This window comes from Rhodopseudomonas palustris (assembly GCF_003031265.1).
In the GTDB taxonomy this organism is placed as follows: Bacteria; Pseudomonadota; Alphaproteobacteria; order Rhizobiales; family Xanthobacteraceae; genus Rhodopseudomonas; species Rhodopseudomonas palustris_H.
Map to the genome: position 1 here is coordinate 1,937,770 of NZ_CP019966.1, position 18,458 is coordinate 1,956,227.

Below are 18,458 nucleotides of genomic sequence, written 5' to 3' on the forward strand. Positions count from 1 at the left end.
CAAGACGACAAGATCGCGCCGAACACGGCCGATGCCATAACAGAGGGAGGAGGAGAACGTGACCAAGTTCAAGCTATCCGCTACGGCGATCGCCGTGGCCCTCGCGTTGCCGGGATTGTCCGGTGCCGCTCTTGCCGAAACCAACGAAATCACCATCGGTATCACCGTCACCACCACGGGACCTGCGGCGGCGCTCGGCATTCCGGAGCGCAACGCGCTCGAATTCGTCGCGAAGGAAATCGGCGGCCATCCGCTCAAGGTGATCGTGCTCGACGACGGCGGCGACCCGACTGCCGCCACCACCAACGCGCGGCGTTTCGTCACGGAGTCCAAGGCCGACGTGATCATGGGCTCGTCGGTGACGCCGCCGACCGTGGCGGTCTCCAACGTCGCCAACGAAGCGCAGGTGCCGCACATCGCGCTGGCGCCGCTGCCGATCACGCCGGAGCGCGCCAAGTGGTCGGTGGCGATGCCGCAGCCGATCCCGATCATGGGCAAGGTGCTCTACGAGCACATGAAAAAGAACAACATCAAGACCGTCGGATACATCGGTTATTCGGACTCCTATGGCGACCTGTGGTTCAACGACCTGAAGAAGCAGGGCGAGGCGATGGGTCTGAAGATCGTCGCTGAGGAGCGCTTCGCGCGTCCGGATACGTCGGTCGCCGGCCAGGTGCTGAAGCTGGTCGCCGCCAATCCCGATGCGATCCTGGTCGGCGCCTCCGGCACCGCCGCAGCGTTGCCCCAGACCACGCTGCGCGAGCGCGGCTACAAGGGGCTGATCTATCAGACTCACGGTGCGGCCTCGATGGACTTCATCCGTATCGCCGGCAAGGCGGCGGAGGGCGTGCTGATGGCGTCGGGTCCGGTGATGGATCCGGAAGGTCAGGATGCCAGCGCGCTGACCAAGAAGCCCGGCCTCGAGCTCAACTCGGCGTATGAAGCCAAGTACGGCCCGAACAGCCGCAGCCAGTTCGCCGCGCACTCGTTCGACGCCTTCAAGGTGCTGGAGCGGGTGGTGCCGGTGGCGCTGAAGACCGCCAAGCCGGGCACGCAGGAATTCCGCGAAGCGATCCGCAAGGCGCTGATCAGCGAGAAGGACATCGCGGCGAGCCAGGGCGTGTACAGCTTCACCGAAACCGATCGCTATGGCCTCGACGACCGTTCGCGCATCCTGCTGACGGTGAAGGACGGCAAGTACGTGATGGTGAAGTAGCCTCATCGCGCCGGCGACACCCCGCCTGCGCTTGCGAAGCCGGCCTCCCCGCGAGGCCGGCTTTTTGCTGCGCGGGAGGCTGCCCTTGCGGCCTCAACACGTTCCGTCTGCACCGCAGAAAAATGGGGCACCGCCTTAGCGTCGCGTTAAGGCTGATGCTTCGAATTGCGCGGAGTTAACGTGACCGGCGCGCGTCCTCTGGTAGGAGTACCGGGGTTCAACGGACTTCGCGCGGCGGAACGCCGTGCATCGGGCCCGACGGCGGCCGAGGCGGTTACGCTTCCGTGCCGGCACGGCCCCAGCAACGGTGATTGATGCCGAGCCAGATCGTCACGCAGCGTGATGTGATCCGCTACACCGCGGGCCGCGTGGTGGCCGCAGCCGGGATCACGGCGATCGTCACCATCATCTTTCTGATTTCCGATCTCGGCACCGATTGGCACGCGACCGTCGAGGTCGGCGCGGTGGTGAAGGCGTCGCTGGTGGTGGCGCTCGGCATCTCGACGACGCTGTCGGGCGCGATGGCGTATCGGTCGGCCCGTCTGATGCGGCAACTGACCTCGACCCGCGCCGAGCTGATGCGGATGTCGCGCACCGATCCTTTGACCGGCCTCCTCAACCGGCGCGGTTTCGACGAGGCGGCGGCGACCCAGCTCGCGCAGGCGAATTTCGCCGGGCAGCCGGTGGTGGCGATGATGTGCGACCTCGACCGCTTCAAGGCGATCAACGACCATTACGGCCATAACATCGGCGACCGTGTGCTCGCGGAGGTTGGCGACATTCTGCGCGACTTCGCCGCGCCGCGCGGCATGCTGATCGCCCGCCACGGCGGCGAGGAATTTGCCGGCCTGATGGTCGGCGTCAGCGAGGAGCAGGCCAACGATTACGCGCTCGAGCTGTGCCGGCTGTGCGCCACCGCTGTGGCCTGCGACGGCCGGCTGGTGGCGGTGACGATGAGCTTCGGCCTTGCGGCCTATCGCGGCGGTGAACTGTCGGCGCTGATGCGGCGCGCCGACCTCGCGCTGTATCGCGCCAAGGATCTCGGCCGCAACTGCGTGGTGCTGCTCGACGACGGCGACGCCTTGCCGATGGCGCCCGCCGAACCGTCAGGCGGGGTGCGAGAAGCCGAGATAGCTCGCGACCACCGCCTCGTTGCGCGCAACCTCTGAGGCCGGGCCGTCGAGCACGAATTCGCCGAGCTCCATCACATAGGCGCGGTCAGCGATCGCCAGCGCCGCCTTGGCGTTCTGCTCCACCAGCAGCACCGAAACCCCGGCTTCGCGCAGTTCGCCGACGATGCGGAAGATGTCCGCCACGATGATCGGCGCAAGGCCGAGGCTCGGCTCGTCGAGCATCAACAGCTTCGGCGCGCCCATCAGCGCACGGCCCATCGCCAGCATCTGCTGCTCGCCGCCGGACAGCGTGCCGGCGAGCTGCTTGCGCCGCTCCTTCAGCCGCGGGAACAAGCCATAGACCCGCTCCTGCGATTGCGCGGCGATGCTCTTGGCAATGCGGAAGGCGCCGAGTTCGAGATTGTCCTCCACCGTCATGGTGGCGAACAGCTCGCGATGCTCGGGCACCAGCGATAGCCCGGCGGCGACGCGGTCCTCGATGTCGAGCCGCGCGACATCGATGCCGTCGAAAGTGACGCGGCCCTTCAGCGGCAGCACGCCCATCGCGGCGCTGAGCAGGGTGGTCTTGCCGGCGCCGTTGGCGCCGACCACGGTGACGATCTCGCGCGTCCGCACCTCGAGCGACACGTTCCGCACCGCCTCGACCTTGCCGTAGGACACCGAGACGCCGGACACCGAAAGCAGGGCGGTCATGCCAGCGCTCCGAGATAGGCTTTGATCACGTCCGGATTGGTTTTGATCGCGTCGGGCGTGCCTTCGGCGATCCTTGTACCGAAGTCGAGCACGACGATGCGGTCGGCGAGGTCCATCACGAAGCCCATGTCGTGTTCGACCAGCAGCACCGACATGCCGCTGTCCTTGAGTTGACGCAGCAGCGCGGCGAGCCGCTGCTTCTCCATGTGGCGCAGGCCAGCCGCCGGCTCGTCGAGCAGGAGCAGTTCCGGATCGGCGCACAGCGCACGCGCGATCTCGACGATGCGCTGCTGGCCGAGCGAGAGCGAACCCGCGAGCTGATCGATCTCCGCGCCGAGCCCGACGCGCTCGATCTGCCGCGCGGCCTCGGCGAGCAGCTTGGCCTCGTCGCCGCGATCGAACCGCAGCATGCTGGTGATCGCGCCGGAGCGGCCGCGCAGGTGGGCGCCGATCGCGACGTTCTCCAGCACGGTCATGTCCGGCACCAGCTTGACGTGCTGGAAGGTGCGGGCGATGCCGAGCTTCACCACCTCCTGCGGCGGGGTGTTGTCGACCGGCTTGCCGTGTACTTCGATCCGGCCGCCGGTGGTGGTGAGGATGCCGGTGATCAGGTTGAAGGTGGTCGACTTGCCCGCGCCATTGGGGCCGATCAGCGCGACGATCTCCGCGGCGTTGACGTCGAACGACACGTCGTTGACCGCAACCACGCCGCCGAACTGCTTTCGCGCGCGCTCGACCTTCAGCAGCGGCGCGGTCGCGGAGCCGCCGACCCGTTCACGCGCGGGCAAGCCGCCGGCATTGCCGGTGACGGCGCGCCGGAATTTGACCGGTACCAGATTGGCCAGCCACGGCCACACACCGCCGGGCGCAAGCTGCAGCAGCACCACCAGGAGGATGCCGAACACGATGATCTCGAGCTGGCCCTGGCCGCCGAACAGCAGCGGCAGATAGCCCTGCAGCACTTCCTTCAGGATGATGACGATCGCGGCGCCGAGCACGCCGCCCCAGACATAGCCTGCGCCGCCGACCACGGCGATGAACAGATACTCGATGCCGGCTTGCGGCCCGAATGGCGTCGGATTGACGTTGCGCTGGAAGTGCGCGTACAGCCAGCCCGACAGGCCCGCCAGCACGGCCGCATAGATGAACACCAGGAGCTTGGCACGCGCGGTCTGCACGCCGAAGGCTTCGGCGGCGACATGGCCGCGGCGCAGCGCGCGGATGGCGCGGCCGGTGCGGCTGTCGAGCAGGTTCATGGTCAGCACAGCGCTGATCAGCACCATCGCCCAGATCACGAAGTAGATCGTGTGCGGATCGTACATGTCGATCGGGCCGATCGACAGCGGCGGGACCCGTGAGATGCCGTCGTTGCGGCCGAGGAAGTCGAGCTTGCTGAACAGATAGTACAGCGCGATGCCCCAGGCGATGGTGCCGAGCGGCAGGTAGTGGCCCGAGAGCCGCACCGTCATCAGCCCGAGCAGCACCGCCGCAATGCCGGCGACCACCAGCGAAGCGGGCAGCGCCAGCCACGGCGACAGGCCGTACACCGTGGTGATGTAGGCGGTGGTGTAGGCGCCGAAGCCGCAGAATGCGGCCTGGCCGAACGAGGTGAGCCCGCCGACCCCGGTGAGCAGCACCAGACCCATCGCCACCAGCGCGGCGAGGCCGATATTATCGAGCAGCACGATCCAGAACGGCGGGATGCCCGGGATCAGCGGCAGCGCCGTCATTACGGCGGCGAACAGGAGAATCGGCAACCAACGCGGCATCACGCTCAGTCCTTCTCTTCTTCGACCGCGGGGGCGGCGAGCGAGCGCAGCACCAGCACCGGCAGGATCAGCGTGAAGACGATGACCTCCTTGTAGTTCGAGGCGTAGAACGAGGAGAACGACTCGACGATGCCGACTACGATCGCGGCGACGGCGGTGAGCGGATAGCTGACCAAGCCGCCGATGATCGCAGCGACGAAGCCCTTGAGGCCGATCAGGAAGCCGGTGTCGTAATAGAGCGTGGTGATCGGCACGATCAGGATGCCGGAGATCGCGCCGATCACCGAGGCGAGCAGAAACGCGATCTGGCCGGAGAGCGAGGTGCGGATGCCGACCAGCCGGGCGCCGAGCCGGTTGACCGCGGTGGCGCGCAGCGCCTTGCCGTAGCGGGTGTAGCCGAAGAACAGCCACAGTGCCGCCATCAGCGCCAGGGTGATGCCGTATACGGCGAGGCTCTGGCCGGTGAAGATCAGCGGGCCTGCGCTCAGCGTCACGTCCGACAGCGGTGGGCCGCGCAGACCTTCGGCACCGAAGAACACCAGGCCGAAGCCTTGCAGTGCCAGATGACAGCCGACCGAGGCGATCAGCAGCACTAGCACCGAAGTGTGGGCCAGCGGCTGGAAGGCGATGCGATACAGAAACAGCCCGATCGCGGCGACGATCAGCAGCGACAGCGCGATGTTGATGGCGACGCCGGGCTTATGCGCCGGCAGCCACGTCGCCAGCGCCAGCACGACTGCTGGGAAGGCGATGTAGATCAGCGCCGCGCGCGCCACCTTGGCGAGATGCAGCGATTTGCGGGCGCTGAACAGTTCGAAGGCGAACGCGACCAGCCCCATCACCAGCGCCAGTTGCGCGGTGCCGGGCACGCCGCCAGCCGACAGCGTCGCGTAGGTGAGTGCGCCGAATGTGATGAATTCGCCCTGGGGAATCAGGATCACCCGGGTGACGGCAAAGACCAGCACCAACGCCAGCCCGAGCAGTGCGTAGATCGCGCCGTTGGTGATACCGTCCTGAACCAGGAACAGCAGAATCGTGGTGTTCACGCGAACGTCCCCTCCCGCGAAGGCACGTCGTTGCGCGCCTCCATCCGCCGGCAGTTGAATTCTGCTCAGGCTATTTGATATGGTGCATAACAATTATCGATTATAAGCTCAAGGCCCCGCGAGGCGTTCGCGGGACCTTAGCGAACAGGATCACGAGCCCGGCGATGCCCGCATCGAAAACCGCCGCCGTCGCCAAGCCGGCACGAGGCGCGCGCAAGGAGCCGCCGGTCGAGAGTGCCGCTGAGGCCTCCGAGCTGATGATGGGCGAGCTCTCGGAGCTGCTCGGCTACGCGCTGAAGCGCGCCCAGCTCCGCGTGTTCGAAGACTTCCTGCATTGCGTCGCCCCGGTGCAGCTCACTCCGGCGCAGTTCTCGGTGCTGCTGCTGCTCGACGCCAATCCCGGCCGCAATCAGACCGAGATCGCCACCACGCTCGGCATCCTGCGGCCGAATTTCGTGGCGATGCTCGATGCGCTGGAAAGTCGCGGTCTGTGCGTCCGCACCCGCTCGCCGAGCGATCGCCGCTCGCACATCCTGATGCTCACCGACAAGGGCCGAGCCACGTTGGCGCGCGCCAAGAAGTTGGTGGCGACCCGTCACGAAGATCGCCTGACCGAACTGCTCGGCCGCGACAATCGCGACGCTTTGCTGGCGATGCTCGCCACCATCGCGCGCGAATTCTGAACGCGCCGGCGGTCAGCTCTTTTTGAAGCAACGTTTGTCGTTCCCCGGGCAGGGGTCGACCTCCTGCACCGAGGCGGTGATCGAGTTGAGCTCGATCGCCGCGCGCTTTCGTTTCGCCACCAGAAAGCGGTCGACGAAAGCGACCGAGGTCGCCTTCAGGGTCACGACGGCTTCGGCGCGTTCGGCGCGCGCGATGAAGTCGTCGGCTTCCTCGGGCGTCAGCGAGCGGCAGAACCGCACGACCGCCGCGGCCGGTGACACGTAGCGGGTGAAAGGCCCGGCCGCTTGCTTCTTGGCGGCCGGCTTCGCCGCAGAGGTTTTCTTGGCCTTCGACTTCGCCGGTGTGGTCGCCATCATCGTCCCCCTTGATTATTGGGCAGGGTACAGTTGCAGCTCACGACGCTTCATCTGATCGATTGCGATCACGGCGAGGACTTCGGACGGCGTGCCGCCGCCGGTCACGCGGTCGCCGACATACAGGGTTTGTGATCCGCCGCCGGTCTTGCGCACCGCAGCGGTCGGAGCGCCGCCGGCGCGCGGCGCGGTGAACAGATAGGTCCGCATCGTGGCGAGATCGGCGGCCTCGTTGCCCGCAAGTGCTAGCGCAATCGCGACCTGATGCACGTCGCTGCGCTTGGCGCTCGCAGTCAATTGCGCGTCAGCGAGATCGAACGCGGTGGTCACGCGCGTGAATACCACGCTCGGCGTGGCGCTGGCATTCAGCGTGGTGGTGAACACCAGCTTGTCGGTCATCGCCGGCACCGCGCCGTTGTTGCTGCCGGCGAGGTTGCCGAACAGCGTCAGCTCGATGAAGTCCTTGACCAGCTTCTCGACGCCGATCCGGCCGGTGATTGGATAGACGTAGTTCGCCGCGACGATCTGGCCGTTGCAGTAGCTGCCGCGCGAGGGATCGTTCAGCGTCTTGAGCAGATATTCAAACGTGTCGGTCACCGTGAAGGTACGCTGGTTGCTGCGCTTGCGCAGCGCGCCGGCGCCGACATTCAGCCTGAACACGTGCTCGGGCAGCACCCGCAATAGGTTCGCCTGCGAGGTCAGGTCGTTGTCTTCGGTGATGTTGAGATCGAAATTGTACGCCACGCCGGTCCGGTAGAACGTCCGGATTAGCGTCCGGACCTTGTCATAGGCGCGGCCGGGAAACAGCTCGGGACTAAATTGGCTGGTCGCTTCGCGGTTCTGGGCATAGGTGGGGCTGAGCTGCTGGGCAATCGGATCGCCGCTCTGGGCGAGCTTGTCGACCCATGCGATCACCACGGTCTGAACCGCGTCGCGGGTTTCGCAGCGGATGCGCTTGACGATATCGGGCGTGTCGACGCCGGAGAAATCCTCCGGCAGCGGGTGGATCGCGCACCCGGTCAGCACCAGCAATGCGATGGCAGCCGAAACGATGCTCTTCCACATCGCGCGCCTCGGGCAATCACTCGAACAACGACAAACGGCAAACCGAAATACACGCCGACTATACGCCGGCCCTGTGCCGTGTCTGTTGTTTCGATGCAACTATGAGGCGAATTCACCCGGTCGGTAGCGTTACGGGAGTACTTCCCGTCGCTCGGCGAGGCGGGCGTCGAGGGCGGCGCGCTTGTCGGACAGCAGGCCGTTATCGGCGGCTTCGATCACCTCGTACAGCTCACGGGCGCCGGCGAGCCGGGTGACGGTGACGTAGTCCGCGCCCGCCTGATACATCGCATCGACATCGGCCAGCAGGTCGGCGGTGGCGACGATCTGCGCGTTGGGATTGAGCGCGCGGACGTGACGCACCAGCCGCTCGTTGGTGGCGCCCTTCAGCAGCGAGTCCGGCACGCTGAGGATGATGATCTCGGCCTTGGCGACGCCGGCATGCAGCAGCGTGTCCACATTGCTGATGTCGCCGTAGATCACGTGCATGCCGCGCTCGGTGAGGGTGCGGTACACCATCGGGTTGAAGTCGATCACGCTGATCTGTTTCAGCAGCTCAGGGGTGTGCTGCTCGATCTCGCTGACCAGCGCGCTGGCGGCACGGAAGAAGCCGAGGATGACGATGCGGTGCACCGCGCCGTGGCCGGCCTCTGCGGCGGCTTCGGCGCCGCTCTGCTGCTGGCCGAGATCGCGGAAGCCGAATTTGGTCAGCGTCCCGATCGCGCGGCGGGTGATCGGATCGCTGCGCATGATCACGAAGGTCGACAGCACCGCCAGGAGAACGAAGGCGAACGACGCCGCGCTGGCGGTCTGGGTGCCGATATGGCCTGCGGCGACGCCGGTCTGGATCACCACCAGCGAGAATTCACTGATCTGCGCCAGGTTCAGCGCCGGCAGTAGGCTGGCGCGCAGGCCTTGCTTCATCAGATACAGCGGCAGGAAGGTGGTGAGGAGCCGGCTCGCCAGCGTGAAAACCGCGATTGCCAGCGCCAGCCCAATCACCGAGCCGTTCGGGATCGGGATCGTCATGCCGAGCGCGACGAAGAACAGCGTGATGAAGAAGTCCCGCAGCGTCGTCACCTTGGCGGTGACGTCGAGCGCGTAGGGGAAGGTCGACAGCGACACGCCGGCGACCAGCGCGCCCATCTCGCGCGACAGATGCAGCCGCTCGGCGATTTCGCCGATCAGGAAGCACCACGCCAATGCGCCGAGCAGCACCAGTTCGGGCGTGCGCGCGATGCGGTGAAACAGCCAGGGCAGCACGTAGCGCGACAGAGCCAGCGCAGTCGCGACAAGCGCGACGACCCGCGCGATCGACAGCAGCAGCACCGAGATCTGCAGGTCGGCGAGACTTGGCTGCACCGCCAGGAACAGGATCGCGAAGATGTCCTGCAGCACCAGGATGCCGAGCGTGATGCGGCCGGGCAGGGTGTCGAGCTCGCGCTTCTCGTACAGCACCTTGACGATGATCACCGTCGACGACAGCGCGCACGCCACCGTCAGGTACAGCGCGTCGAAATGGCCGCCGCCGAGGCTGAGCCCAATGGCGACGAAGAAGGCGAGGCCGAGCAGCACGCCTCCAGCGATCTGTCCGCCGGCCGCGACCAGGATCACCGGACCGGCGCGGATGATCTTCTTCAGATCGATCTCGAGACCGATCATGAACAGCATGAAGATCAGCCCGAGCTCGGAGATCACCGAGATCGAGTTCTCGGATTTCACCCAGCCAAGGCCGAATGGACCGATGACGAAACCGCCGATAAGGTAGGCGAGGATCAGCGGCTGACGGAAAAAATGCGCCGCCAAACCGAGCAGCCAGGCGAACAGGATGCTCAGCGTGATATCGCCAATCAGTTCGTGCATGCACCTTCCGCCGTGGAATGCCTTGGCGCGAACACTAAAGGGACAGCCATGCTGAGACAACGCATCGGGAGCCGGGCTCGCGGAACGAGACGCCATCGCTCCGGCGCGCTCGTGATTCTCTGCCTGACATGCCTGATTCTGTCGGCTGGCGCACCGGCTTTGGCTCAATCACCGGCCCCGCGCGACATCGCCAAGGCGTTCGCCGGCTCGCTGACCGCGCTGCCGAGCGAGCCCTTGACCGTCGGCGGCTCGATCTATGTGCCGGCCTATTCCAGCGTCTGGATCAACCAGGGCGGGGCGCGGGCGGATTTTTCGGTTACGCTGAGCATCCACAACGCCTCCGAGACCAAGCCGCTGGTGATCAAGCGGATCGCCTATTACGACGGCGCCGGTAAAATGGTGGAGAGTCATCTCAAGGAGCCGGTGGCGCTGAAGCCGTTTGCCACCATCGAGGCGTTCGTCGCGACGCTCGACACCCGCGGCGGAACCGGCGCCAATTTTGTGATCGACTGGACCGCGGCCGGCGAGATCGCCGAACCTGTGACCGAAGCGCTGATGATCGGGACCTTCGCCAACGGCCATTACGCGTTCATCTCGCAGGGCCGGCCGATCCGCACCACCTCCGGCCGCTGAGCCGGGACTGCTATGGGCTAGGCCACGCGATCCCTGACCGGTAGCCCTGCACCCGGATGCTTCTCTTTATACCGCCTACGCGCTAGGTTCCCGGCTATCGCGGCAACCAGGGCAGGGCGGCATGGACAAATCCGAGACGGACGATCTGCGCGCCCGTGGATGGTGGACCGGCCTCGCGATCGCGGTGCTGCTGCCCGGCCTGCCGCTGGCGGTGTGGCTCGATCTCACCAACCTCGCCGATGCCGCGCTGCGCCGGCAGGCGTCCGATCTGAATTCGGTGATCAAGAGCGTCCGTCACTACTACGCTGCCAACGTGGTCGGGCGCATCCTGTCCCATTCCGGGCAGGTGCAGGTTATCCACGACTACGAGAATGTGCCCGGCGCGATCCCGATCCCGGCCACGCTGTCGCTCGAGCTCGGCAAGGTGATCGGCGAGCAGCAGAGCAACATCACCTATCGGTTCGTCTCGGATTATCCGTTCGCCAATCGTGCGCCGCATCAGCTCGACGCCTTCGAGCGGGATGCGCTGGCGGCGCTGCGCAAGGATTCGAGCGAGAACATTGTCTCGGCCTCTGCTGGATTGTTCAGCGACAGCGTCCGGCTGGTGTCGCCGGTGACGATGGCGCCGGCCTGCGTCGCCTGCCACAACAGCCATCCTGAAAGCCCGAAGCGCGATTGGAAGGTCGGCGACGTCCGCGGCATCCAGGAGGTGATGATCACCCAGCCGATCGCCGCCAATCTGTTCTCGTTCAAGTTCCTGCTGGCGTACTTCATGCTGGCTGCGGTGTGCGGCGTGTCGTTCCTGACAATGCAGCGCCGGCAGTCGCAGAAGATCCTGGCGATGAACCACGAGCTGGAGACCAACAACGACTTTCTGGCTTCTCTGTCGATGAAGATCTCGCGCTACATCCCGCCGCAGATCTACAAGAGCATCTTCTCCGGCCAGAAGGACGTGGTCATCCACACCGAGCGCAAGAAGCTGACGATCTTCTTCTCCGACATCCAGAATTTCACCGCCACCACCGAGCGGCTGCAGCCGGAGCTGATCACCCAGCTTCTCAACGAGTACTTCACCGAGATGTCCGAGATCGCGCACCGCTACGGCGGCACGATCGACAAGTTCATCGGCGATGCGATGCTGATCTTCTTCGGCGATCCGGAGACCAAGGGCGACCGCGCCGATGCGCAGGCCTGCGTGCGAATGGCGTGGGCAATGCAGCGCCGGCTGTCGGAGCTCAACGCCAAGTGGCGCGCGGCCGGGATCGAGCAGCCGTTCCGGTCGCGGATCGGGATCAATTCCGGCTATTGCAACGTCGGCAATTTCGGCAGCGCCGACCGGATGGACTACACCATCATCGGCGCCGAGGCGAACCTCGCCGCGCGGCTGCAATCGATCGCCGAACCCGGCGGCATCGTGGTGTCGTACGAAACCTATGCGCTGGTCAGCGACATCATCGACGCCCGCGCGCTGCCGTCGATCACCATGAAAGGCATCAGCCGTGAGGTGGTGCCGTACGCGATCGACCACCTGCGCGACGGCACCGAGGCCGCGGCGGTGGTGATCGAGAAGATGCCGGGCTTCGACTTCCACCTCGACACTGCAGCCGTCGCCGCAAACGACAGCGAGCGCGTTCGCTCGGTGCTGCTCCAGGCGCTGTCCTCGCTCGACCGCCGACAGCCGAAGGCGGCGGAGTAGCAGGATCGTTCCACAACAAAGGCCGTCATCGCCGGACTTGATCCGGCGATCCATCTTCCTTGAAAAGGATGAATGCGCCGGCCTTCGCCGCGCCGGAGTGGCCATGGTGCCGCAGGCGGCGCAAGCCCGCGCATGACGGCGATGGTTAGCTGCGGCCTCTCGTGCGTCATTGCGAGGAGCGAAGCGACGAAGCAATCCAGGAGCTCAAGGCACGGAGAGCTCAAGGTCCGGAACTCCTGGATTGCTTCGCTTCGCTCGCAACGACGGAGAGGGGATGAACTAAACTAAGATCGCCCGGATATCGTTGACGTTGGTGAGCGTCGGGCCGGTGACCAGCAGGTCGCCGGTCTGCGCGAAGAACCTGGTGGCGTCGTTGTCGGTCAGATAGGCGGCGGGGTCGAGCCGCCGCGCGGCGATCTGCGCGAAGGTCGCAGCATCGATCAGGGCGCCGGCGGGATCGTCGGCGTTGCCGGCGCCGCCGTCGGCGCCGTCGGTGTCGGCCGCGAGTGCGGCGACGTCGGGCAGGTCGGACAGCTGCTGCGCCAGCGCCAGCGCGTATTCCTGGTTGGGGCCGCCGCGGCCCTGGCCGCGCACCGTCACCGTCAATTCGCCGCCGGACAGGATCGCCAGTTTGCGCCCCGCAGCCCGAGCTTCGCGCGCGAGCTGGGCGTGCGCGGCGGCAACCTCGCGGGCTTCGCCTTCGAGATCGGCGCCGAGATCGGCGACCTCGTAGCCGGCGTCGCGCGCAACTTGGATCGCCGCATCGAGCGACTGCCGTGGCCGCGCAATGATCTCGAACCGGGCGCGGGCGAACGCGGCATCGCCGGCCTTGACGCTCTCGTTGCGCTGATCGTTCAGCGCGGCGGCGACCGCGGGATCGAGCTGCAGATCATAGCGGGCCACCAGCGCGCGGGCATCGGCCAGCGTGGTCGGGTCGGGCACGGTCGGCCCAGACGCGATGGCGGACGGTTCGTCGCGCGGCACGTCCGAGATCGCCAGCGTCACGATCTGCCCGGCGTGCTGACCGGCGCGGGCGAGGCGGCCGCCCTTAATCCGCGACAGATGTTTGCGCACCGTGTTGACCTCGCCGATCGGTGCGCCGGAGCGCAGCAGCGCCCGGGTCGCCTGCTGCTTCTGCGCCAGTGTCACGCCCTCGGTCGGCGCGATCCAATTGGCCGAGCCGCCGCCGGATAGCAGCACGAGCAACAGGTCGTGCGGCGTCGCTGTGGCGGCGAGGGCGAGGCTGGCTTCGGCGCCGCGCACGCCGGCGGCATCCGGCATCGGATGGCCGGCTTCGATCACCTCGATGACACGTGTCGGAACACGGTGGCCATGGCGTGTGGTGGCGATGCCGACCAGCCGCGACGGTTCCAGACCCACCGTGTCGAGATAGTGCCGCTCGGCGGCGGCGGCCATCGCGGCGGCGCCTTTGCCGGCCGCGAGGCAGATGATCCGTCCGCGCGGTGCCGGCGGCAGCTGCGCGGCGAGAATACGGTCGGGATGCGCGGCGGCAACGGCCGCATCGAAGATGGCGCGGAGCAGGGGGCGACGATCGGTCATGCCGCCAGTTGTGGCAGGCGCACTGCGGGGCGGCAAGACGGCCGCGTGCGCTGAACGAAAAAGCCCTCCGCGGTAATCGCGGAGGGCTGGTTCGTCGAGGCGAACAGGAGGGCGAACTAGCCGCCGCTGGGCGCAGCGACTTCGCCTTCGATCACGTCGCCGAACAGCTTCCAGTTCTCGCCTTCGAACCGCATCATCTGCAGCTGCTCGATCGGCGCGAAGTCGGTCGGCGAGGTGTTGAGCGTCACGCCCGGCAGCAGGCCGCCGAGCTGCACGCCCTTCAGGTTCGCCGCCTGCTTCATCACGTTCTCACGGCTGAGGTCGTCGCCGCACTGCTTGATCAGCACCGCAACGGTCTCGGCGATGTTGTAGCCGGTGGTGAACGAGGAGTCGGCGCGGCTGGCGTCCGGCGCGTACTTGGCCATGAACTCGTAATACGCCTTCATGCCCGGGTCGTTTTCCCACTGCTTGTCGGTGGCGTCCTTGGCGTAGGCGGCCGAGACGATGCCCTGCGCGTTTTCGAAACCGGCCGGCTTCATCACGCTGCCGGTCGAGGCCGAGACGTTCGGCACGATCATCATCGGCTTCCAGGCCAGTTCAGCGACCTTCTTGATGGTCTGCGCGGCGAACTTCGGCGTCGCGAAGATCACCAGCACGTCCGGATTGGCGGCCTTGATCTTGACGATGTGGGAGTCGACGGTCGGCTCGGTCAGCTCGTAGCTGTCCTCGATCACGACCTGCGACGCCTTGGCGCCGAGACCGTCCTTGAGGCCCTTCAGGTAGTCCTTGCCGAAGTCGTCGCCCTGATACAGCACGGCGATCTTGGCGTCCGGCTTCTCCTTCAAGATGTACTTGGCGTAGATTCGACCTTCGCTCTGGTAGCTCGGCAGCCAGCCCATCGTCCACGGGAAGTGCTTCGGATCGTTCCACTTGGTGGCGCCCGACGCCAGGAACAGATGCGGCACCTTCTTGGCGTTCAGATACTTCTGGATCGCGGTGTTCGACGGCGTGCCGAGCGGCGAGAACATAAACAGCACTTCGTCGCTCTCGACCAGCTTGCGGGTCTGCTCGACGGCCTTCGGCGGCGAATAGGCGTCGTCATAGGACACGTAGACGATCTTGCGGCCGTTGATGCCGCCCTTGTCGTTGATCATCTTGAAGTAGGCTTCCTGCGCCCGGCCGACGCTGCCATAGGCCGAGGCGGGGCCGGAATACGGCACGATGTTGCCGATCTTGACTTCGGTGTCGCTCGCACCGGGGCCGTATTTCTTTTGCGCCAGTGCTTGCCCGCCGGTGGCGGACAGCAGCGCGACGGCCGCGACGGCGGCGATGGAACGGGACAGGGCAGACATCGGATTCCTCGCGTGTTGTTGTTGGTCTTGCCGCATGCGCTGCATTGCAGTGCAACAGTGCAGCGGAGCGTTAGCCGGTTCGGCCGCCGTGCTCAACCCGCGGAAATTGCGACGGTTACCAAATTTCCCGCCCATTCCGTCGAATGGAAATAGATCGTGCTGCTGCGCGGAAATGTCGCGAGGGGGGCAGACACAAGGGAAGGCTCGCGCTGGAGCGGACCGGCAGCGCGGGAACATTCCCGCTACGCTGCGTGTGCCTTCTTCAGATGCGCGGCGACGAGTTTCAAATCGTCGACGAAGCGGGCGTATTCGCGTTCCTTGGCTTCGGCGTCGGGCAGGCGCAGCAGATAGGACGGATGCACCGTCACCAACACCTGCGGGCCGTCGTCGCGGTCGATCAGGTGGCCGCGAGTCTTGTTGATCGGGGTGATCTTGCCGAGCACGCTCTGCGCCGCGGTCGCGCCCATCGCCACCACCAGCAGCGGCTGCACCGCGGCGAGTTCGCGCTCGTACCATTGCCGGCACGCCTTGATCTCCGGCGTGTTCGGCTTCTGGTGCAAGCGGATCTTGCCGCGCGGCACGAATTTGAAGTGCTTCACCGCGTTGGTCACATAGGTCTTGCTGCGGTCGACGCCGGCTTCCGCCAGCGCCCGATCGAGCACCTGCCCGGCCGGGCCGACGAACGGCTTGCCGGCGAGGTCTTCCTTATCGCCGGGCTGCTCGCCGACCAGCATCACGGTGGCATGCTGCGGACCTTCGCCGAACACGGTCTGGGTGGCGTCCTTCCACAGGTCGCAGGCGCGGCAGTCTTTCGCTTCCTCGCGCAGATGCGCCAGCGTGTCGGCCTTGGGCTTGGCTCTCGTCATCGGCTGCTCCTGTCGCTGCGGCTTCTTCGGCGCGGTCGCCTCGGCCGCGACCATCGCGTGCGCCTTGCGCTCGGCGTGTTCGATCAGCGGTTTGATCAGCGCCGCTTCGGGCAGATTGCGCCAATACTTCTTCGGCATCTCGGCCTGCATCGCCTTGGTCTTCAGCCGCGCCGGATTGAAGATGCTGGCGTAGTAGGTGAGCCAGGTTTCTTCGAGGCGATCCTCCGACGGCGCCATCGCTTTGGTGACGCCGGGCGTGATCGCAATCGCATGACCGTCCCAATGTGCGCAGACGTCGGGCGTCAGGATCGACCATTCCATGTCGGCGAAGCGCCGCGCGAAGAATGGCGCCGCGAGCTCGACGATATGGTGCTCGGGCTCGAACCACGCGACATAGCGCGACTTCGGTTCGCGGCCGATCTCGCGGAAGCGGACGAAGGCGTGCATCTTGTGCTCGTCGCGCCGCACCGCCTTGGCCATCGCCTGCAGCCGCGCCACGTCGGGATCGGTCGCCACCTGCATCAGCTCGGGATTGGCGCGCAGTCGCCACAGCAGCTGATACAGATACGCAAAGCGCTGCGGATCGCGATGCAGGATGGCGATCTGCGCCAGCTCGACGAAGCGGGCGGGGACGTTGAACGTCTGCGCGGGGGCAGGCGATCGTGCAGCATGTGTGAACGGCGCGGCCGTTTCGGCAAGATGCCCCGCATCCGGCGACAGCTCTGCCGCATCGAACAGCTCCGGCTCGTCGCCAGCCACAGTCCAAGTGATATCCGCCGGTGCCACATCCGCCAGCACCAGCTCCCGCGCCGCCTTGCGCCAGCCGCCAAAATCGGTGTCGCTATCGAGCCGGATGCGGTGCATGTGCCTTTGGTTGCCCAGACTGTTAGTTAATTCCTATGCGCGTGATACGTGGCACTATCCTCATCCTGAGGAGCCGCGGCGAAGCCCGAAGGGTTTCGTCGTGGCGTCTCGAAGGATTGCCCCAGGGTGTGACTTCATCCTTCGAGACGGCTGCTGCGCAGCCTCCTCAGGATGAGGCTGTGCTGGGCGCTAATCACCTATCCCCGTCATTGCGAGCGAAGCGAAGCAATCCAGGGGCGCCGGGCACGGGGCCTCTGGATTGCTTCGTCGCTCCGCTCCTCGCAATGACGGTCGATCAAAACCCAAATCCCAGTTGCTGCGCCTTCGGCCGAAACCGCTCCGCCAGTCGCGCGGCGTCGAGCAGGGTGCTCGGCGGGCGGTGGTCGGGAAGAACGATGAACGGCAGCGCCTTGTTCCTTGGGATGTGGAGTTTGGCGAGGTCCGAGCTGCGGATCGCGCTGTGCCGGCGGGTGTCGATGATGCGGTCGACCGCCTTGCGGCCGAAGCCGGGAATGCGCAGCAATTCCTCGCGGCTGGCGCGGTTGACGTCGAGCGGAAAGCGCTCGCGGTGGCGCAGCGCCCAGGCCAGTTTCGGATCCATCTCCAGCGACAGCATGCCGGCGGCGGGATCGATGATTTCGCCGGCGTCGAAGCCGTAGAACCGCATCAGCCAGTCGGCCTGGTACAGCCGATGCTCGCGCACCAGGGGCGGCGCCTGCAGCGGCAGCGCCCGGCTGGAATCCGGGATCGGGCTGAACGCCGAGTAGTACACCCGCTTCAGATTGTACGAGCCGTAGAGGTTGGCGCTGGTGTTGAGGATGGTCTGGTCGGTGGCGCTGTCGGCGCCGACGATCATCTGCGTGCTCTGGCCGGCCGGCGCGAAGCGCGGCGGCTTGGCGCGGGTAGGGGTCTTCCGCGCCTCGGCCTTGGCCTCGGTCGCTTCATCCAGCTTCAGCCGCAGCCGCCCCATGGTGCGGCGGATGGCGCGGACGTTCTTCTCCGGCGCCAATTGAGCGAGGCTGTTCTCCTCCGGCATCTCGATATTGATGCTGAGCCGGTCGGCATAGCGGCCGGCCTTGGCGATCAGCGCGTCGTCGGCTTCCGGGATCGTCTTCAGATGAATGTAGCCGCGGAAGTGATGCTCCTCCCGGAGGCGCCGCGCCACTTCGACGATCTGCTCCATGGTGTAGTCGGCGCTGCGGATGATGCCCGAGGATAGAAACAGCCCCTCGATGTAGTTGCGGCGATAGAAGTCGAGCGTGAGCTGCACCACCTCGTCGACGGTGAAGCGGGCGCGTGGCACGTTCGACGACGCCCGGTTGACGCAATACAGGCAGTCATAGGCGCAGGCGTTGGTGAGCAGCACCTTGAGCAGCGAGATGCAGCGCCCGTCCGGCGCATAAGAATGACAGATGCCCATGCCGGGCGCGGTCGAGCCCAGCCCCTTGCCGCCCAGGCTGTCGCGTTTCTCCGTCCCGCTAGAGGCGCAGGAGGCGTCGTATTTCGCCGCGTCCGCCAGGATGGCCAGCTTGCGCTGCACGTCCATGCTTGGAATCTCCTTGATTCATCTCGCGAAAAAATTTGCCGCAAGACCTCGGTGCGATCCCGATTGACTCCGCCCGGGAGCAGGGATTTATTAGAACATATCATGAACAAATGAGCCGGCAA

15 protein-coding genes are annotated in these 18,458 nt (G+C 66.0%); 5 read left to right on the forward strand and 10 right to left on the reverse strand.

All coding sequences use genetic code 11. The annotated features are described in order from the left end of the window. The first annotated feature begins 58 nt into the window (after positions 1–58). Complete coding sequence (locus RPPS3_RS08940) at positions 59–1,216, forward strand: ABC transporter substrate-binding protein (RefSeq protein ID WP_107343758.1); 1,158 nt, start codon at positions 59–61, stop codon at positions 1,214–1,216. A 314-nt stretch (positions 1,217–1,530) separates the two neighbouring features. After that, positions 1,531–2,385 carry a GGDEF domain-containing protein gene (locus RPPS3_RS08945; protein ID WP_107343759.1) on the forward strand — a complete coding sequence of 285 codons (855 nt, stop codon included), beginning with the start codon at positions 1,531–1,533 and terminating at the stop codon, positions 2,383–2,385. Here RPPS3_RS08945 and RPPS3_RS08950 read toward each other — a convergent pair. Genes RPPS3_RS08950 through RPPS3_RS08960 form a run of 3 tightly spaced genes read right to left on the reverse strand, consistent with a single transcriptional unit; the run spans position 2,323 to position 5,857 of the window. Then, a complete protein-coding gene (locus tag RPPS3_RS08950) occupies positions 2,323–3,042 on the reverse strand; it encodes an ABC transporter ATP-binding protein (protein WP_107343760.1) in 720 nt (239 codons plus the stop codon). The two genes, RPPS3_RS08945 and RPPS3_RS08950, sit on opposite strands and share 63 nt — an antisense overlap. Then, positions 3,039–4,811, reverse strand: coding sequence for a branched-chain amino acid ABC transporter ATP-binding protein/permease (locus RPPS3_RS08955; RefSeq protein ID WP_107343761.1), 1,773 nt, complete (start codon positions 4,809–4,811; stop codon positions 3,039–3,041). The genes RPPS3_RS08950 and RPPS3_RS08955 overlap by 4 nt, the downstream gene beginning before the upstream one ends. Before the next feature lie 5 nt (positions 4,812–4,816). Continuing rightward, complete coding sequence (locus RPPS3_RS08960) at positions 4,817–5,857, reverse strand: branched-chain amino acid ABC transporter permease (RefSeq protein ID WP_199852201.1); 1,041 nt, start codon at positions 5,855–5,857, stop codon at positions 4,817–4,819. Positions 5,858–6,021: 164 nt separating this feature from the next. On the opposite strand from RPPS3_RS08960, the gene RPPS3_RS08965 reads away from it, so the two are divergent. Next, positions 6,022–6,540: a MarR family winged helix-turn-helix transcriptional regulator gene (locus tag RPPS3_RS08965; RefSeq protein WP_107343762.1), complete on the forward strand. Its 519-nt coding sequence runs from the start codon at positions 6,022–6,024 to the stop codon at positions 6,538–6,540. A 12-nt stretch (positions 6,541–6,552) separates the two neighbouring features. On the opposite strand, the gene RPPS3_RS08970 is transcribed toward RPPS3_RS08965, so the two are convergent. From RPPS3_RS08970 to RPPS3_RS08980, 3 genes are all read right to left on the reverse strand, one after another. Then, positions 6,553–6,894 carry a hypothetical protein gene (locus RPPS3_RS08970; RefSeq protein WP_159060658.1) on the reverse strand — a complete coding sequence of 114 codons (342 nt, stop codon included), beginning with the start codon at positions 6,892–6,894 and terminating at the stop codon, positions 6,553–6,555. A 15-nt stretch (positions 6,895–6,909) separates the two neighbouring features. Beyond that, positions 6,910–7,959: a hypothetical protein gene (locus RPPS3_RS08975; protein WP_107343764.1), complete on the reverse strand. Its 1,050-nt coding sequence runs from the start codon at positions 7,957–7,959 to the stop codon at positions 6,910–6,912. 129 nt (positions 7,960–8,088) lie between these two features. Then, positions 8,089–9,819: a cation:proton antiporter gene (locus RPPS3_RS08980; protein WP_107343765.1), complete on the reverse strand. Its 1,731-nt coding sequence runs from the start codon at positions 9,817–9,819 to the stop codon at positions 8,089–8,091. Positions 9,820–9,867: 48 nt separating this feature from the next. Here RPPS3_RS08980 and RPPS3_RS08985 point away from each other — a divergent pair, with 48 nt between their 5' ends. Further along, entirely contained in the window at positions 9,868–10,452 is a 585-nt protein-coding gene (locus RPPS3_RS08985) for a DUF3124 domain-containing protein (protein WP_107343766.1), read from the forward strand. A gap of 121 nt (positions 10,453–10,573) precedes the next feature. Beyond that, positions 10,574–12,148: an adenylate/guanylate cyclase domain-containing protein gene (locus tag RPPS3_RS08990; protein ID WP_107343767.1), complete on the forward strand. Its 1,575-nt coding sequence runs from the start codon at positions 10,574–10,576 to the stop codon at positions 12,146–12,148. A gap of 279 nt (positions 12,149–12,427) precedes the next feature. Here RPPS3_RS08990 and RPPS3_RS08995 read toward each other — a convergent pair whose 3' ends face one another. The 4 genes from RPPS3_RS08995 to RPPS3_RS09010 form a co-directional block, all read right to left on the reverse strand. Further along, on the reverse strand, positions 12,428–13,708 hold the full coding sequence (locus RPPS3_RS08995) for a glycerate kinase type-2 family protein (protein WP_107343768.1): 1,281 nt from the start codon (positions 13,706–13,708) through the stop codon (positions 12,428–12,430). A 116-nt stretch (positions 13,709–13,824) separates the two neighbouring features. Next, a complete protein-coding gene (locus RPPS3_RS09000; protein WP_107343769.1) occupies positions 13,825–15,060 on the reverse strand; it encodes an ABC transporter substrate-binding protein in 1,236 nt (411 codons plus the stop codon). 242 nt (positions 15,061–15,302) lie between these two features. Further along, complete coding sequence (locus RPPS3_RS09005) at positions 15,303–16,790, reverse strand: UdgX family uracil-DNA binding protein (RefSeq protein ID WP_107343770.1); 1,488 nt, start codon at positions 16,788–16,790, stop codon at positions 15,303–15,305. A gap of 295 nt (positions 16,791–17,085) precedes the next feature. Further along, entirely contained in the window at positions 17,086–18,336 is a 1,251-nt protein-coding gene (locus RPPS3_RS09010) for a putative DNA modification/repair radical SAM protein (RefSeq protein ID WP_107343771.1), read from the reverse strand. Positions 18,337–18,458: the final 122 nt, after the last annotated feature.

What these genes read in the sequence shown, in the direction of transcription:
- RPPS3_RS08975 (WP_107343764.1), bottom strand. Translation starts at nt 7,959, where the DNA reads ATGTGGAAGAGCATCGTTTCGGCTGCCATCGCATTGCTGGTGCTGACC.
- RPPS3_RS09010 (WP_107343771.1), bottom strand. Translation starts at nt 18,336, where the DNA reads ATGGACGTGCAGCGCAAGCTGGCCATCCTGGCGGACGCGGCGAAATAC.
- RPPS3_RS08945 (WP_107343759.1), top strand. Translation starts at nt 1,531, where the DNA reads ATGCCGAGCCAGATCGTCACGCAGCGTGATGTGATCCGCTACACCGCG.
- RPPS3_RS08980 (WP_107343765.1), bottom strand. Translation starts at nt 9,819, where the DNA reads ATGCACGAACTGATTGGCGATATCACGCTGAGCATCCTGTTCGCCTGG.
- RPPS3_RS08965 (WP_107343762.1), top strand. Translation starts at nt 6,022, where the DNA reads ATGCCCGCATCGAAAACCGCCGCCGTCGCCAAGCCGGCACGAGGCGCG.
- RPPS3_RS08985 (WP_107343766.1), top strand. Translation starts at nt 9,868, where the DNA reads ATGCTGAGACAACGCATCGGGAGCCGGGCTCGCGGAACGAGACGCCAT.
- RPPS3_RS08990 (WP_107343767.1), top strand. Translation starts at nt 10,574, where the DNA reads ATGGACAAATCCGAGACGGACGATCTGCGCGCCCGTGGATGGTGGACC.
- RPPS3_RS08970 (WP_159060658.1), bottom strand. Translation starts at nt 6,894, where the DNA reads ATGGCGACCACACCGGCGAAGTCGAAGGCCAAGAAAACCTCTGCGGCG.
- RPPS3_RS08950 (WP_107343760.1), bottom strand. Translation starts at nt 3,042, where the DNA reads ATGACCGCCCTGCTTTCGGTGTCCGGCGTCTCGGTGTCCTACGGCAAG.
- RPPS3_RS09005 (WP_107343770.1), bottom strand. Translation starts at nt 16,790, where the DNA reads ATGCACCGCATCCGGCTCGATAGCGACACCGATTTTGGCGGCTGGCGC.
- RPPS3_RS08995 (WP_107343768.1), bottom strand. Translation starts at nt 13,708, where the DNA reads ATGACCGATCGTCGCCCCCTGCTCCGCGCCATCTTCGATGCGGCCGTT.
- RPPS3_RS09000 (WP_107343769.1), bottom strand. Translation starts at nt 15,060, where the DNA reads ATGTCTGCCCTGTCCCGTTCCATCGCCGCCGTCGCGGCCGTCGCGCTG.
- RPPS3_RS08955 (WP_107343761.1), bottom strand. Translation starts at nt 4,811, where the DNA reads ATGCCGCGTTGGTTGCCGATTCTCCTGTTCGCCGCCGTAATGACGGCG.